This window comes from Flavobacterium sp. CAU 1735 (genome assembly GCF_039888695.1).
Classification (GTDB): Bacteria; Bacteroidota; Bacteroidia; order Flavobacteriales; family Flavobacteriaceae; genus Flavobacterium.
Genome location: NZ_JBDQQQ010000004.1, coordinates 109,290 through 123,585, shown reverse-complemented (window position 1 = coordinate 123,585; position 14,296 = coordinate 109,290). Strand labels below are relative to the sequence as shown.

The following is a 14,296-nucleotide window of genomic DNA, read 5'->3' as shown; positions in this document are numbered from 1 at the left end:
GATAATTATGCTAATTTGGATAAAATCGCATTCAATGTTTCGCTTGGACGCATAGCGCTGTCTGTTAGCGATTGTGTTGGTTGGTAGTAACCACCGATATTTTGTGGTTTACCTTGTGCTCCGATTAATTCGGCATCGATTTTAGCTTCGTTTTCAGCAAGTTCTTTTGCAATAGGTGCAAATTTAGCCTGAAGTTCAGCATCTTTGGTTTGTGCAGCCAAAGCTTCCGCCCAGTAAAGCGCTAAATAGAAATGCGAACCTCTATTGTCGATCTGACCTACTTTTCGTGCTGGTGATTTATCGTTAGCCAGGAATTTCTCAGTTGCCTGATCCAATGTTTCAGCCAATACCAACGCTTTATCACTGTTAAATACATTTCCTAAATGTTCTAACGATACGGCCAAAGCCAGGAATTCACCTAAGGAATCCCAACGTAAATAACCTTCTTCCAGGAATTGCTCTACGTGTTTTGGAGCAGATCCTCCGGCACCGGTTTCAAACAATCCACCACCGTTCATTAACGGAACGATAGAAAGCATTTTTGCCGATGTACCCAATTCTAAAATAGGGAATAAGTCGGTTAGGTAGTCACGCAATACGTTTCCGGTTACGGAAATCGTGTCTAATCCGTTTTTGATTCTTTCTAAAGAGAAAAGTGTTGCTTCAACTGGAGAAAGGATTCGGATATCCAACCCGGTTGTATCGTACTCTTTTAAATAGGTGTTTACTTTTTTGATCAACTCTCTGTCGTGTGCTCTGTTTTCATCCAACCAGAAAATAGCAGGAGTATGGGTTGCTTTCGCTCTGTTTACAGCCAATTTTACCCAATCCTGAATTGGAGCATCTTTAGTCTGACACATTCTGAAAATATCACCGGCTTCTACGTTTTGTTCCATTAAAACAGTTCCGTCTACCGTCACTACACGGATTACACCGCTTGCCGTAGCCTGGAACGTTTTATCATGCGAACCGTATTCCTCGGCTTTTTGTGCCATCAAACCTACGTTTGGAACACTTCCCATTGTTTTTGGATCGAAAGCACCGTTCTTTTTACAGAAATCGATGGTAGCCGTGTACAATCCGGAATAACATCTGTCCGGGATAAGTGCTTTAGTGTCTTGTTGTTTGCCTTCAGCATCCCACATTTGTCCGGAAGTACGGATCATAGCCGGCATCGAAGCATCTACGATCACATCGGATGGCACGTGAAGGTTGGTGATTCCTTTATCGGAATTTACCATAGCCAAAGCCGGTCCTTTTTTGTAGGTGTCTAAAATCGCAGCTTCCACTTCAGCTTGTTGCGGATGTCCGGCAATTTTAGCGTATACATCGCCTAAACCGTTACGGGTGTCGATGTTTAATTCTTTAAATAAAGCCGCATATTTTTCAAATACGTCTTTAAAGTATACTTCAACGATCGCTCCAAAGATGATAGGGTCAGAAACCTTCATCATAGTCGCTTTTAAGTGTATGGATAACAATACGTTTTTCGCACGGGCATCTTCGATTTCTTTGGAAACGTATTCTTTCAATGCTTTTAAGCTCAACACCGAACTGTCGATGATTTCACCGGCTTTTAACGGCGTACTGGCTTTTAAAACAGTTGTTGTTCCGTCGTTAGCTGCAAATTCAATTTTAACATCAGTCGCTTCTGTTACCGTCACCGATTTTTCACTACCGTAAAAATCACCGTGATCCATACTCGCAACATGTGTTTTGGAATCAGCAGACCAGGCACCCATAGAATGAGGGTTTGCTTTAGCGTAATTTTTTACCGCTTTTGGCGCTCTACGATCGGAGTTTCCTTCACGTAATACCGGGTTTACAGCCGATCCTAATACTTTAGCATATTTAGCTTTAATTTCTTTTTCAGCATCATTTTTCGGATCTTCCGGGTAATCCGGTAGGGCAAAACCGTGTGCCTGTAATTCTTTAATCGCCGCTTTTAATTGCGGAATCGAAGCCGAAATATTTGGTAATTTGATGATATTGGCTTCCGGTGTTGTAGCCAGTTTTCCTAATTCGGCCAAATCATCATTAATGCGTTGTCCTTCTTGTAAAAATTCCGGGAAGTTGGCTAAAATTCTTCCGGCAAGAGAGATGTCTCTTGTTTCTATTTCAATTCCGGATGGAGCCGTGAATGCCTGTACAATTGGTAAAAAGGAATGTGTCGCCAACATCGGTGCCTCATCGGTGATGGTGTAGATAATCTTTGATTTTTGTGACATCGTTTGAATTTTTTAAATCGTATCGAAATAATGTTAGTAGTGTCGGGCTTTTAAAAAGCGTAGCAAAGATACGAAAATCAATAGAAAATGCGGTTGTAATAAGTGGGTTAACAGTGGAATTAGGATTTTATTAATTTGACGTTTAAAAAATGCTAAAATGATAATTTTGAGTGTTGAATTTTAGCGAAAAAAAAAGTCCCGACATGGCCGGGACTTGTTCTATAAAACATCGAAATAGAATTATCTTCTTCTTTTTTCTTTGATTTTTGCTTTTTTACCAGTAAGTTCTCTGAAGTAGAAGATACGAGCTCTACGAACTTTACCTCTTTGGTTCACTTCAATTTTTTGTAAAGCAGGCATGTTGATAGGGAAGATACGCTCAACTCCTACAGATCCTGACATTTTACGGATAGTGAAAGTTTCAGTTACACCAGCACCTCTTTTTTGGATAACAACTCCTTTGAAGAACTGTGTTCTTGTTTTTTCACCCTCTTTAATTTCGTAATAAACAGTGATAGTATCACCAGCTCCAAATTCAGGGAAATCTTTTTTCGCTACGAATTCGTCTTGAACAAATTTTAATAAATTTGACATGATTGTTAATGTTAATTGTTTTGAATCAGAGCAACATTCACGGATATCGTCAGAGGTTGGTCCAAATATGGGCGCAAAGATAGTGATTTTACATTATTTTGCAAGTGTTTTTGTAGTAAAAAACAATAAAAAATGCAAGTAGAATAAAAAAGCTATTCACCTGATTATTAGTCTTCCAGTAAATCCGGACGACGGGTTTTGGTGTGTTCGTATGCTTTTTGTTCCCGCCATTTTTCGATTTCAGGGAAATTTCCGCTTAATAAAATATCCGGAACTTTCCATCCTTTGTATTCCGCCGGACGTGTATAAATCGGTGGCGATAATAAATTATCCTGGAAACTGTCGGTTAAGGCCGAGGTTTCGTTACTCAATACACCCGGAATCAATCGGATGATACTGTCGGCTAAAACGGCCGCACCAAGTTCACCACCGGATAATACATAATCGCCAATAGAAATTTCTTTTGTGATAAACTGATCGCGCACGCGTTGATCGACACCTTTATAATGCCCGCATAAAATGATGATGTTTTTTAATAACGACATCGAATTGGCCATTTTCTGGTTTAATGTGGCACCATCCGGAGTCATATAAATAATCTCGTCGTAGTCGCGCTCACTTTTTAATTTTGAAATACAAGCATCAATCGGTTCAATGCTCATCACCATTCCGGCGCCACCGCCAAACTGGTAGTCGTCTACGTTTTTGTGCTTGTTGGTGCTATAATCGCGTAGATTGTGAAAATGAACTTCTACCAGACCTTTGCTGATCGCTCTTTTTAAAATAGAAGCTTCAAACGGACTCCTGATTAATTCGGGTAAAACGGTGATGATATCAATGCGCATATTCAAAAATTTTCGCAAAAATAGTCTAAAAAATAACAATGAGATTATTTCCCGGTTTTTTTAAGAATAAAGGCCTTTTGAGTAATTCGTTGTCCGCCTTTGCTATCCGGTATCGGATCGGAAACGCGATACAGTTCGAGTGTTTGCTGCTGACCATTTTGCCAGCCAAAGATAGCGGTAGAACCATCCGGTCGATTTAAAGAAATACTATTAATGGTGTCGGTGATCATTTGCATACAATCGCCGGAATAACAGAGGTTATAGCGATTGTAATCCGGAAGCCCGGTAATGGTAAAAGCCGAAAAAGTAACACGAGTGTTTTTTAACGTTTCCGGATATAGTATTTCGTAGGTACCGTCAATTACTTTTTTTGCCAGTGCCGACTCAAATGTTGTTTTGGATTTTGTAAAAACCGAAGGCGTGGTAGTCGTAGTGTATTCGGTATCGTTTAGGGTAAAAGTAGTATCGGAAGTCGCTTCCAGAATCATATCTTTTAAAACACCGTTATTTTGATAGGCTTCCTTTAAAACATACTGATTTCCTTTTTGTGTATAGGCCAGTTTTCCGGTTTCAAATCCGTTTGAAAATAGAATGCTGTCTTTTTCAAACGTTATTTCGGTACCATAAAAAGGAATATCCCGTAATCGTTTTGTTTTAGATTGCTCTAAATAGGATGTATTAATAAACGTCCCCGATAGTTTATAGCCAGAGTCACTTTTTGAACAGGAAAAAAGTGTCATACAACTAACTGCCAGAAAAATTCTATTCAGAGCAATCATAATCAGTTCGGTTAAACACCAAATTGTCTTAAATGATGATCAAGGTGTTTCCACTGTGCAATATCCCATTCTTCTGCCGTCATTGGTCCGAAAAATGGATGCTTTAGATTTTTAATCACCGAAGGTCCATTTTGAAAACGGCTAACATGTTCTATTAAGGTAGTCCTCGCAGCATCAAAATCGGGTTCGTGTGTGATGATAAATTCTTTTGCTGTTGGGATATTCGGATCAAAAGGTTTATCGTTGATTAATTTCTTTTTTGCCATTCGGCCAAATAAAAAGCCGATCAGACTTTGTTGTATCGTTAATTCCCCAAAAGCCACTTTTAACGGCGCCTGACAATGTTCCATCATCTGACTAACAGTCATTTTTCCCCAATGCGATAGGGAATGGGGCGACAATTGGTTGATTCGATCAATGATTTCCTGATTGGAATTCGTGTTATATAAGCTTTTCATAGGTTATTTTTTTGTGGCGACAATAGCGTAAACCATTGGTATTTTGTTATCCAGATGTTTGATACGGAATTTGTTTGGCGCAAATTCTTCTACTTCATTAAAACAGCTGTATGGCGAATAATCGTACTCTTCAAAGGTATTAATTTCCAGTGTATTTTTAATAAGCGATTGGAATACTTCTGAAAGCGGATGATTCCAGCTTACCGACTCGTTTTTTAGAGGTGCTTCTTTGTCGGCATAAGTACCCTCAGTCGTTTCAATAATCGTTTCGGTATTAAAATAACTGTATTCGATTTTTGTAAAATCATAATCAAACATCCATACCATCGGATGAAACTCGGCAAAAACGAATTTTCCACCGGGTTTTAGAAAATGATGGATCACTTTCGCCCATTTATCCAGATCGGGTAACCAGCCAATGGTTCCATAACTGGTAAATACGATATCGAATTCGCCTTCCAGCTGATTGGGTAAATCGTATACATCGGAACAAACAAAAGTAGCATCGAGATTGAGCTGCTCGGCTAGTTCGCGGGCTTTGGCAATGGCTTTGTCGGACAAATCCATACCGGTGGCTTTGGCTCCCATACGGGCCAGCGAAAGAGTATCCTGACCAAAATGGCATTGCAGGTGTAATATTTTTTTTCCGGTTACGTCGCCCAATAAATGAAGTTCAATATCATTTAATGTTGATTTTCCGTTTAAAAAGGCTTCCATATTATAGAAGTCGGAATCCACGTGGTAGTCCACTTTTTGGTTCCAGGTGGCTTTATTGGTTGCTAAATAATCTTTTGGAATTTCCATAGTGTGTTTTTTGATGGATGCTTTTCGGAAAAAGTCAGAAAAGTGCTTTACAAATATACTGTTTGTCCGTTTTTCTCAACATAGGTTGTTTATCTTTTCCTGTAATTTAAGATTTAATTAAGACATATCGGATTAATTTTGCGGCATGAACTTATCCAAAACAGATGTTGGCTTTATGGCCATTGCAACAGGTTTAATTGTCGCAAACCTGTATTATTGTCAACCCCTAATTATTCTTATCGCAAAAGAATTCGCTATTCCCGAAGATCAGGCTGGTACAATTACTTATCTAACACAGGCCGGATATGCTATCGGAATGTTTTTTATGGTTCCGCTAGGCGATAAACTGGAACGTAAAAAACAAATCCAGTTTACAACATTGGCGGCAGTTGTAGCGCTTATTATCGCGGCTACGGCTTCCAATTTCAGAATGCTGCAAATAGCCAGTTTCCTGATCGGAGCTGCTTCGATTGTTCCGCAGTTGATTTTACCGTTGTCGGCCAGTTTAGCCTCGCCCGAACAAAGAGGAAAAGTCATCGGTACAGTGATGAGTGGTTTATTGGTTGGAATTCTGATCTCGCGAACCGTTAGCGGTTTTATTGGAGCATGGCTCGGATGGCGCGGTATGTTTTGGATTGCAGCCGTATTGTGCGTGCTGATTGTAGTAGTGATTCAGAAAAAATTCCCGGTAAACAAACCCGATTTTAAAGGAACCTATGGCGAATTATTGCAGTCGTTGTTTTCGTTGATCAAAACACAACCGATGTTACGTGAAGCCACTTTGATCAATGCGTTAAGTTTTGCGCAGTTTGGTGCTTTCTGGACCACGATGGTATTGTTGTTATCCGGTGATCCGTTTAATTTTAACAGCGCTACAATCGGACTTTTCGGTATCGTAGGTGCTTCCGGTGCTTTGGCGGCTCCTTTGGTTGGTAAACTGGGCGATAAAGGAAATCCGAGAGTGGTGATTGGTTATGGTTGTTTGTTATTATTGATCAGTTTTATAGTATTCTACTTTTCTTCAGAAAGTATGATCGGAATTATGATCGGAATCGTGTTTATCGATGTCGGATTACAGTCGGTACATATTTCCAACCAGACGCGGGTATATTCGTTATTACCCGAAGCGCGTAACCGGATGAATACCGTATATATGTCGTTTAGCTTTTTAGGAACGGCACTTGGATCGGCTTTTGGACTTTGGCTATGGAATTTCGGAAAATGGCACGCCTTTTCAATTGGTGGCGCGATGTTATCGGTAGCCTCAATTATTATTTATGCACTCACGTACAAGCGTAAATAAAGAAATTCACATTTTGTAAAATAAACTTATATTTGTTGCTCATTATATTTAAAATTAAAAAAAATGCAAGACGGAATTTACGCAAAATTTAATACGAACAAAGGTGTTATTTTAGTGAAACTAACGTATGATAAAACACCTGGAACAGTTGGTAACTTTGTAGGACTGGCTGAAGGAAATTTAGAGAACGATGTAAAACCTCAGGGAAAACCGTATTACGACGGATTAAAATTCCATAGAGTTATCGCCGATTTTATGATTCAGGGAGGTTGCCCGCTTGGAAGTGGTGTTGGTGGACCTGGATATCAGTTTGACGATGAATTTCACCCGGAATTAAAACACGATACACCAGGTGTGTTATCGATGGCAAATGCCGGACCTGGAACAAACGGATCTCAGTTTTTTATCACGCATGTGGAAACGCCTTGGTTGGATAACAAGCACACGGTTTTCGGACATGTAGTGGAAGGTCAGGATATCGTTGATGCAATCGCTCAGGATGATGTTATCGAAAGCCTTGAAATCGTAAGAGTAGGTGACGAAGCACAAAAATGGAATGCTATTGAATCGTTCCGTACTTTCGAAGGTTCCCGTGAAAAACGTTTAGCGGAGCAAAAACGTCAGGCGGAAGAAGCATTGGAAAAACTGGCTGCCGGTTTTGAAAAAACAGAAAGCGGATTGCGTTATAAAATGATCCAGAAAGGAAACGGAAAACAAGCTGAAAAAGGAAAAACGGTTTCAGTTCATTATTCCGGATCTTTGGAAAACGGAATGGTTTTCGACAGTTCCTATAAAAGAAAACAACCTATCGAATTTCCATTAGGAAAAGGTCACGTTATCGAAGGATGGGACGAAGGTATTGCCTTACTACAGGTTGGTGATAAAGCGCGTTTCGTGATTCCTTCTTATTTAGGATACGGATCTCGTGGTGCTGGTGGCGTTATTCCACCGGATGCAACCCTTATTTTCGATGTGGAATTAATGGATGTAAAATAATATTCATTTTATACATATAGTAAAAACTGCCTTATATGGCAGTTTTTTTTGTTTTTAATACTAGGCGATTTGAGTGGTTTTTGTCCTTGTTATTCTTTTAGAAGTGTTAAAATGTCCTTTTTTAATATGCATGCATATTAGAATTGTGTTAAATTTAACAGTTTTTTATTAAATTATAACTTTTGTTAAAAGGTGTAATGTTCTTGTAACCAGTTGTTTGTTTTTATTTTTTATATAAACTGATTTTTTTTGCCTAAGCGATAAAAAAAATAGTATTTTGGGAATGTCAATTATTTGCAAATAACACTCGACAACTCAATTAACTTTAAAAATTTAGTAATTATGAAAAATAATAAAGACCTTAAAAAGCCTTTTTTTGCGAATTTCTTAGAGAACCAATTGTCTAACGAGGAAAAAAGCACCGTTCAAGGTGGTGATATCATCACATTGAAAACTGCTGATACGATCTACGTTACATTAAAATATCCATCAGATAACGAAGACGGACCTGGGCCAATCGTTACTTCTAAAAACTTGGATATGATGCAAACAATGAAATATCCATCGGATAACGATGAAACTGGAGGACCAATCTTAGTGCCAGACACAGATCCTACTATGTTGTAATAAAATTTACGGGCAATGACCTCTTTTGGGGACATTGCCTGTTTTTATTGTATGCCATGATATTATGTATAAGCCACAGTAATGATTTCTATACGATCGATATTGTAATAGAACGTTTAAAAGAACTGGGAAAAGAGGTTTTTCGATTAAATTCCGATACTTTTTCCGATCAGCTGGAATTTGAATATACAGTTGATCAAAATGGATACACTGTCCGATTAAAGCAAGATGGAGTATTGGTTTCTCTCGATACTGTCGAGGCCGTTTACTATAGGAAATTATGGTACATTGGTGTGCCGGACGATCTTGACGACGCCTTTAAAAATATGTATCTTCAGGAATATACTACCATGCGTAGTCTTTTTTTTGAATCCCTCCGTCATCTTCCCTGGATGAATCCTATGGAATTGGATCACCGGATAGGGGAAAACAAACTGGAACAACTGGTCTTTGCCCGTAAATCGGGTTTAAACATACCGGAAACGCTTATGACCAATGAGCCTGAAAAGGTAAAAACGTTTTTCCATACGGTTTGTAACGGCAATATGATTGCCAAATTACACGGCTCTTTATCCCGTAGTATGAAAGGGGATACTCCTTTTTTTCCAACGACCCGAATCGAAGAATCGGATCTGGAGCGTTTGGAAACTTTAGCGTACTGTCCGATGATATTCCAGCAAAACATTGAAAAAATGTATGAACTGCGAATTATCTATGTCGACGGTATTTTTTTTACCGGTAAAATTAATGCCCAGGCTTCAGAAGCCGGAAAAACCGATTGGCGTGCGGCAAAAGATATTATGCCGTCCTGGGAATTATATACCTTACCGGAACCGATCTGTCTGGCGCTGGAAAAAATGATGCGCGACATCGGTCTGTATTTCGGAGCGATTGACATGATCCGCCAAAAAGAAGGGCAATATGTCTTTCTGGAAGTAAACCCTCAAGGGGAGTGGGGCATGATTCAACGGGATTTAGGTTACCCGATTGGGCAAACCATAGCCGAAAAACTGGTAGCAAGAATCTGCTAAGGCAGCTCTGCTTTGTATTTGAAAATTAGTAATAACTGTTATAGTGAAACGCCCGGTTCGGGTCTGTAGATAACAAAAAAAAATAGTTATGGGAAAAGTATTGATCATTACGCATTCTCAGGATAATGAATGCATCGACATCGTATCGGGAAAAATTAGAGAACACGGCGGAGAACCGATCCGTTTTAATGTAGATGAATACCCGCTTAAATATAGTTTAAGCAGCTGTTTTGAAAACGGAGAATGGAAAATATATCTGGATTATGAAGGAACCCGTGTGGGTCTTCATGATTGTGCGGCCTTATGGTACAGACGCAGTATGAACTTGGGGGGTAACCTGAGTGAAGTGCTGGAAAGAGAATATCTGAGTAGTACCTATGGCGAAATCCGCGCTACTTTGTTTGGATTTTTAGAAAGTTTACCTTGTTTCCAGATTGGAAAATATAGCAAGTACAGACGTTTGGATAGTAAAGAAGAACAAATGCGTGTTGCCGATTTTCTAGGGATGAAAGTTCCGGAAACCTGTATTACCAATAGTCCGCAAGAGGCAAAACGTTTTGTAAGAGAACATCCGAAAGGAGTGATTACCAAAATGCAAAGTTCTTTCGCGATCGATAGAAACGGAGTGGAAAATGTGGTATTTACCAACCTGATCAAGGAAGAAGATCTGGACGAAATTGACACCTTACAATATTGTCCGATGCAATTCCAGGAAAAACTGGAGAAAAAAGTCGAATTGCGAATTACAATCGTAGGCGATGCGGTTTTTGCCTTCGAAATCGATTCCCAAAAACTGGATAATGCCCGATTAGACTGGCGTCGTGAAGGCGTTGAGTTGTTAAAAGATTGGACACCGTATGAATTGCCTTCGGATTTAAAAGATAAGTTGCTACAACTTATGGATATGTATGAAGTGAACTACGGCGCGATCGATGTTATTGTAACACCGGACGATGAGTATTATTTCCTTGAAATCAATTCGGCCGGAGAATTTTTCTGGTTGGACCGACTAATGGAAGGTAATCCGATTTCGGAACAAATAGCTAAGGTGCTTTTAGGTAAGGCAAACCGTAGGTATACACCGGTTTTTGAAAGAAATACGATGACTGTTTAGAGTCATATTATAAATTATCTCATACAAAAATTAAAAGCTCTCATTCGGGGGCTTTTTTTATTTGCTTTTGTATTTTTACAATCCTTATTTAATGATTATGCGTTACCTATATATATTACCGTTGTTTTTTAGTTTTTTTACTGCCAAAGCGCAGGTTGCCGCACAACATTGCGGTTACGATTTTACGTCCTATCTGGTGTTGGACGTCCATGAAAATGGTAAAAAAGAAACCATCAAAGATTTAAAAATTACAATTGTGGATAGTGCGGGAAATGATGTGATCAATCTGAATAATGTCTATAGTTGGACCAATGCAAACAAGGCGTTGGTTTTTTCCCTGAATTATAAGATTGACGATACCGGTAAAAGAATTACCGCAGAAACCGATAAAAATGCGAAGAGTCGTTGGTTTTTTCCTTTTGCAAAAGAAAATTATCTGCTTTCGGTAGCAAACACATTTCCGGCTGAAAACTTTTCGATTAAAGTAGAAGATATCGACGGCAAGGCAAACGGTGGCTTGTTTAAAACACAAATCGTTCCGTTAAACAGCTACAATATGTATGTGTTGTGTTCGGCACAAAACGAACGACAGGCAATGCAGTTCGGACCAAGAACCAACCGACCAGTGGAGATTATTCTGGAACGTTAGGCAGTAGGCATAAAAAAACACCGTCAGTATAGGAAGGTGTTTTTTTTTGGATTATTCTTCAATCGGGTTGGAAACCGAAATAATTCGGAGCGATTTTACTCCGGCCGGCATTTCCCAATCTACTTCGTCATTTTCTTTAAAACCGATCAGCGCGATACTCAGCGGTGCAATTACCGATACTTTTCCTTCTTTGATATTAGAAAGTTGCGGCAATACAATCTGAATTTTCATACGTTGTTTGGCTTTTGTATCTTCAATTTCCACAAAAGAATTGATACGTACAATATTGTCTTCCAGGACATCGTTTTTGTTTACAATGGCTCGGTCCAACTCCTGCGACAATTGCATTATTTCTTTTTTACTGGTACTGTTCTGACTACTTTTTGTCAATTCACGAAGTAACTGATAATCGGTCAGTGTTAATACAGGTATTGGTTTCATAACTATTATCTTTAAAAATTAGACATTTCCTTTTTACTATTCGTTTCTTTTTCTTTAAAATACAACTCGGCGAAACTCTGGTTGGAATTCCCCGATGTTCTGCGGTAAAATACACCTGGTGTAATCTCTTTCGGGTTTTCAAAACCACAGGCTCCGATAAATTCACCTAAAGCTTTCATCGTATTTTTATGGAAATTCGCAACACGTACACTCTTATCGGTAATATCAATTCCTTTGTATAGCGCTTTATCCTGAGTCGCAATTCCTACCGGACATTTTCCGCTGTCACATTGTAATGCCTGAATACATCCCAGAGAGAACATCATTCCACGCGCACTGTAACATGCATCGGCACCCAAAGCAAGCGCTTTTGCCATGTCGAAAGCAGAAATTACTTTTCCGGCCGCAAGAATTTTGATTTGCTCGCGAATTCCGTATTGGCGTAGGGTAGCGCTCACAAATACCAGTGCATCCGATAAGGCCATTCCCATATAATCGATAAATTCCATTGGAGCAGCTCCGGTTCCGCCTTCGGCTCCGTCAACAGTGATAAAGTCCGGGAAAATCCGGGTTTCCATCATGGCTTCTACAATGGTTACAAATTCGTCCTGACGACCAATACAGATTTTAAAACCAACCGGTTTTCCATTCGATAACTGTCGTAGCTGATTGATAAAATACAACAGTTCGATAGCATTGCTAAACGCCGTATGTGCCGATGGTGAATGTACCGTGGTATAGGGTTCGATACTACGAATCTTGGCGATTTCAGGCGTGTTCTTTTCTGCCGGTAATAAGCCACCGTGGCCGGGTTTGGCACCTTGTGACAGTTTTAACTCGATCATTTTTACTTCCGGATAGGCAGCTCTTTCGGCAAATAATTCATTCGAAAACGTACCATCCAGGTTACGACAACCAAAATATCCGGTTCCGATCTGCCAAATCAAATCACCTCCCTGACGGTGGTAGTCACTAATACCTCCTTCGCCGGTGTTGTGCGCAAATCCACCCATTTTGGCGCCTTTGTTTAGCGAAGTAACGGCCGTTTTACTCAACGCTCCGTAACTCATCGCGCTGATGTTTAAAATACTGGCGCTATAGGGTTGTAAACATTGCGTATTTCCAATCGTAATACGGAAAGTTGATTCATCTGCTTTTTTAGGATATACGGAGTGTGCCGCCCATTCGTATCCGATACGATTCGGGTCGTCCTGCATTCCAAAGGATATCGTTTGTTTTTCGTTTTTGGCACGTTGGTAAACGATAGATCGCTGACGTCGGTTAAAAGGTTTTCCGTCCAGTTCGCCTTCAAAGAAGTACTGTCGGAATTCGGGGCGAACCGATTCGAACAGGTAACGCATTCTACCAATTAACGGGTAGTTACGACGAATGGAGTGGCGCGGCTGAAAGGTGTCGACAGCAATGATGATCATTAGGGCTATCGGAAGTAAGAGGACTTCCCAGGCCAAACCGTGGAATTTTACAAAATACAAACCTGCGATTAAAGCGGTAATCGCTACAAACCAAATAATTTGACGTGCAACAAGGGATGCAAAAAACTTTTTAGATGTCATGATAAATATACAAAAGAGTCCGGCAGCGTTTATCGGCCGAAAAAAATTAATTTACTGTATAAAGTGTAAAGGATGTACCCGCGTATATATGCAAAAAGAAAAACGAACTATATACGGGGCCTAATTGATGAAGGCTTTGTTGTGCGAAAATAGAACAGCCAGACTGCGTTTCCTTACAGAAAGCAATGGCCTGATAACCGTTAATAGAGGACTACTTAACATGGTGTTCTTTTTGTTTACACAAGGCAAAGGTAGGTATTTTTTTTATATCTGCATTATTTCCACTTAATATTGCAGCCCAGACTGGGTTTTTGAATCGGATTGATCACCCTGTTATAAACGATTCCGTCGATAGCGCCACGTAAATCACTTCCGCTTAATGGAATACCGTTTCCGGGTCTGCTGTCATCCAATTGTCCACGGTAGACCAGTTTATTCAAACTGTCGAATAAATAGAAATCGGGTGTACAAGCCGCATCATAGTCGCGCGCAACTTGTTGGGTTTCATCATACAGATAGGGAAATTCGAATTTGTTTTCAAAGGCAAATTCGGTCATTAATTCCGGGGCATCCTGCGGATAATTGACAATATCGTTACTCGAAATCGCGATAAAGCCAACGCCTTGTACGCGGTAGTCATTAGCAATTCGGACCACTTCTTCGATAACATGGTGTACAAACGGACAATGGTTGCAGATAAACAGCACCACAGTTCCTTTTTCGCCTTTTAAATCGGAAAACGAATAAAACGTATCCGACGAATTGGTGTCTTTTAGGTGAAATTCAGGAGCAATAGTGCCTAACGGTAACATATTTGACGGAGTACGGGCCATTTTTATCGGATTGTTAAAAG

General features: G+C 39.8%; 15 protein-coding genes. 6 read left to right on the top strand and 9 right to left on the bottom strand.

Going from position 1 to position 14,296, the window contains the following annotated elements; translation table 11 throughout:
* Positions 1-5 precede the first annotated feature (5 nt).
* The 6 genes from AAFN64_RS11050 to AAFN64_RS11025 all read right to left on the bottom strand — a co-directional run bounded on the left by AAFN64_RS11050 (position 6) and on the right by AAFN64_RS11025 (position 5,708).
* Positions 6-2,228 carry an NADP-dependent isocitrate dehydrogenase gene (locus AAFN64_RS11050; RefSeq protein WP_347760471.1) on the bottom strand — a complete coding sequence of 741 codons (2,223 nt, stop codon included), beginning with the start codon at positions 2,226-2,228 and terminating at the stop codon, positions 6-8.
* 240 nt (positions 2,229-2,468) lie between these two features.
* The gene (gene rplS, locus AAFN64_RS11045; RefSeq protein ID WP_347760470.1) at positions 2,469-2,822 is read right to left on the bottom strand and encodes a 50S ribosomal protein L19; all 354 of its coding nucleotides are present in this window, start codon (positions 2,820-2,822) and stop codon (positions 2,469-2,471) included.
* Between the two features lie 167 nt (positions 2,823-2,989).
* A complete protein-coding gene (trmD, locus tag AAFN64_RS11040) occupies positions 2,990-3,667 on the bottom strand; it encodes a tRNA (guanosine(37)-N1)-methyltransferase TrmD (RefSeq protein ID WP_300490167.1) in 678 nt (225 codons plus the stop codon).
* 44 nt (positions 3,668-3,711) lie between these two features.
* Positions 3,712-4,446, bottom strand: a complete 735-nt coding sequence (locus AAFN64_RS11035; RefSeq protein WP_347760469.1) for a hypothetical protein — start codon at positions 4,444-4,446, stop codon at positions 3,712-3,714.
* An 11-nt stretch (positions 4,447-4,457) separates the two neighbouring features.
* On the bottom strand, positions 4,458-4,904 hold the full coding sequence (locus AAFN64_RS11030; protein ID WP_300490173.1) for a DUF1569 domain-containing protein: 447 nt from the start codon (positions 4,902-4,904) through the stop codon (positions 4,458-4,460).
* A 3-nt stretch (positions 4,905-4,907) separates the two neighbouring features.
* Entirely contained in the window at positions 4,908-5,708 is an 801-nt protein-coding gene (locus tag AAFN64_RS11025) for a class I SAM-dependent methyltransferase (RefSeq protein ID WP_347760468.1), read from the bottom strand.
* Between the two features lie 145 nt (positions 5,709-5,853).
* Between AAFN64_RS11025 and AAFN64_RS11020 the strand changes: the two genes are divergently transcribed.
* From AAFN64_RS11020 to AAFN64_RS10995, 6 genes are all read left to right on the top strand, one after another.
* Complete coding sequence (locus AAFN64_RS11020) at positions 5,854-7,011, top strand: MFS transporter (RefSeq protein WP_300490179.1); 1,158 nt, start codon at positions 5,854-5,856, stop codon at positions 7,009-7,011.
* Between the two features lie 63 nt (positions 7,012-7,074).
* A complete protein-coding gene (locus AAFN64_RS11015) occupies positions 7,075-8,007 on the top strand; it encodes a peptidylprolyl isomerase (RefSeq protein WP_300490181.1) in 933 nt (310 codons plus the stop codon).
* A 342-nt stretch (positions 8,008-8,349) separates the two neighbouring features.
* Positions 8,350-8,634 carry a microviridin/marinostatin family tricyclic proteinase inhibitor gene (locus AAFN64_RS11010; RefSeq protein WP_300490184.1) on the top strand — a complete coding sequence of 95 codons (285 nt, stop codon included), beginning with the start codon at positions 8,350-8,352 and terminating at the stop codon, positions 8,632-8,634.
* Between the two features lie 56 nt (positions 8,635-8,690).
* Positions 8,691-9,665 carry an MvdC/MvdD family ATP grasp protein gene (locus AAFN64_RS11005; RefSeq protein ID WP_347760467.1) on the top strand — a complete coding sequence of 325 codons (975 nt, stop codon included), beginning with the start codon at positions 8,691-8,693 and terminating at the stop codon, positions 9,663-9,665.
* 88 nt (positions 9,666-9,753) lie between these two features.
* Complete coding sequence (locus tag AAFN64_RS11000; protein WP_347760466.1) at positions 9,754-10,779, top strand: MvdC/MvdD family ATP grasp protein; 1,026 nt, start codon at positions 9,754-9,756, stop codon at positions 10,777-10,779.
* A gap of 97 nt (positions 10,780-10,876) precedes the next feature.
* Positions 10,877-11,428: a hypothetical protein gene (locus AAFN64_RS10995; RefSeq protein ID WP_347760465.1), complete on the top strand. Its 552-nt coding sequence runs from the start codon at positions 10,877-10,879 to the stop codon at positions 11,426-11,428.
* A 51-nt stretch (positions 11,429-11,479) separates the two neighbouring features.
* On the opposite strand, the gene AAFN64_RS10990 is transcribed toward AAFN64_RS10995, so the two are convergent.
* From AAFN64_RS10990 to AAFN64_RS10980, 3 genes are all read right to left on the bottom strand, one after another.
* Complete coding sequence (locus tag AAFN64_RS10990; protein ID WP_136401174.1) at positions 11,480-11,869, bottom strand: GreA/GreB family elongation factor; 390 nt, start codon at positions 11,867-11,869, stop codon at positions 11,480-11,482.
* Positions 11,870-11,880: 11 nt separating this feature from the next.
* A complete protein-coding gene (locus tag AAFN64_RS10985) occupies positions 11,881-13,443 on the bottom strand; it encodes an FMN-binding glutamate synthase family protein (protein WP_347760464.1) in 1,563 nt (520 codons plus the stop codon).
* A gap of 275 nt (positions 13,444-13,718) precedes the next feature.
* Complete coding sequence (locus AAFN64_RS10980) at positions 13,719-14,276, bottom strand: thioredoxin family protein (RefSeq protein WP_300490199.1); 558 nt, start codon at positions 14,274-14,276, stop codon at positions 13,719-13,721.
* Positions 14,277-14,296: the final 20 nt, after the last annotated feature.

Coding starts and splice junctions, on each gene's coding strand:
- AAFN64_RS11050 (WP_347760471.1), bottom strand. CDS start 2,228: ATGTCACAAAAATCAAAGATTATCTACACCATCACCGATGAGGCACCG.
- rplS (WP_347760470.1), bottom strand. CDS start 2,822: ATGTCAAATTTATTAAAATTTGTTCAAGACGAATTCGTAGCGAAAAAA.
- trmD (WP_300490167.1), bottom strand. CDS start 3,667: ATGCGCATTGATATCATCACCGTTTTACCCGAATTAATCAGGAGTCCG.
- AAFN64_RS11035 (WP_347760469.1), bottom strand. CDS start 4,446: ATGATTGCTCTGAATAGAATTTTTCTGGCAGTTAGTTGTATGACACTT.
- AAFN64_RS11030 (WP_300490173.1), bottom strand. CDS start 4,904: ATGAAAAGCTTATATAACACGAATTCCAATCAGGAAATCATTGATCGA.
- AAFN64_RS11025 (WP_347760468.1), bottom strand. CDS start 5,708: ATGGAAATTCCAAAAGATTATTTAGCAACCAATAAAGCCACCTGGAAC.
- AAFN64_RS11020 (WP_300490179.1), top strand. CDS start 5,854: ATGAACTTATCCAAAACAGATGTTGGCTTTATGGCCATTGCAACAGGT.
- AAFN64_RS11015 (WP_300490181.1), top strand. CDS start 7,075: ATGCAAGACGGAATTTACGCAAAATTTAATACGAACAAAGGTGTTATT.
- AAFN64_RS11010 (WP_300490184.1), top strand. CDS start 8,350: ATGAAAAATAATAAAGACCTTAAAAAGCCTTTTTTTGCGAATTTCTTA.
- AAFN64_RS11005 (WP_347760467.1), top strand. CDS start 8,691: ATGATATTATGTATAAGCCACAGTAATGATTTCTATACGATCGATATT.
- AAFN64_RS11000 (WP_347760466.1), top strand. CDS start 9,754: ATGGGAAAAGTATTGATCATTACGCATTCTCAGGATAATGAATGCATC.
- AAFN64_RS10995 (WP_347760465.1), top strand. CDS start 10,877: ATGCGTTACCTATATATATTACCGTTGTTTTTTAGTTTTTTTACTGCC.
- AAFN64_RS10990 (WP_136401174.1), bottom strand. CDS start 11,869: ATGAAACCAATACCTGTATTAACACTGACCGATTATCAGTTACTTCGT.
- AAFN64_RS10985 (WP_347760464.1), bottom strand. CDS start 13,443: ATGACATCTAAAAAGTTTTTTGCATCCCTTGTTGCACGTCAAATTATT.
- AAFN64_RS10980 (WP_300490199.1), bottom strand. CDS start 14,276: ATGGCCCGTACTCCGTCAAATATGTTACCGTTAGGCACTATTGCTCCT.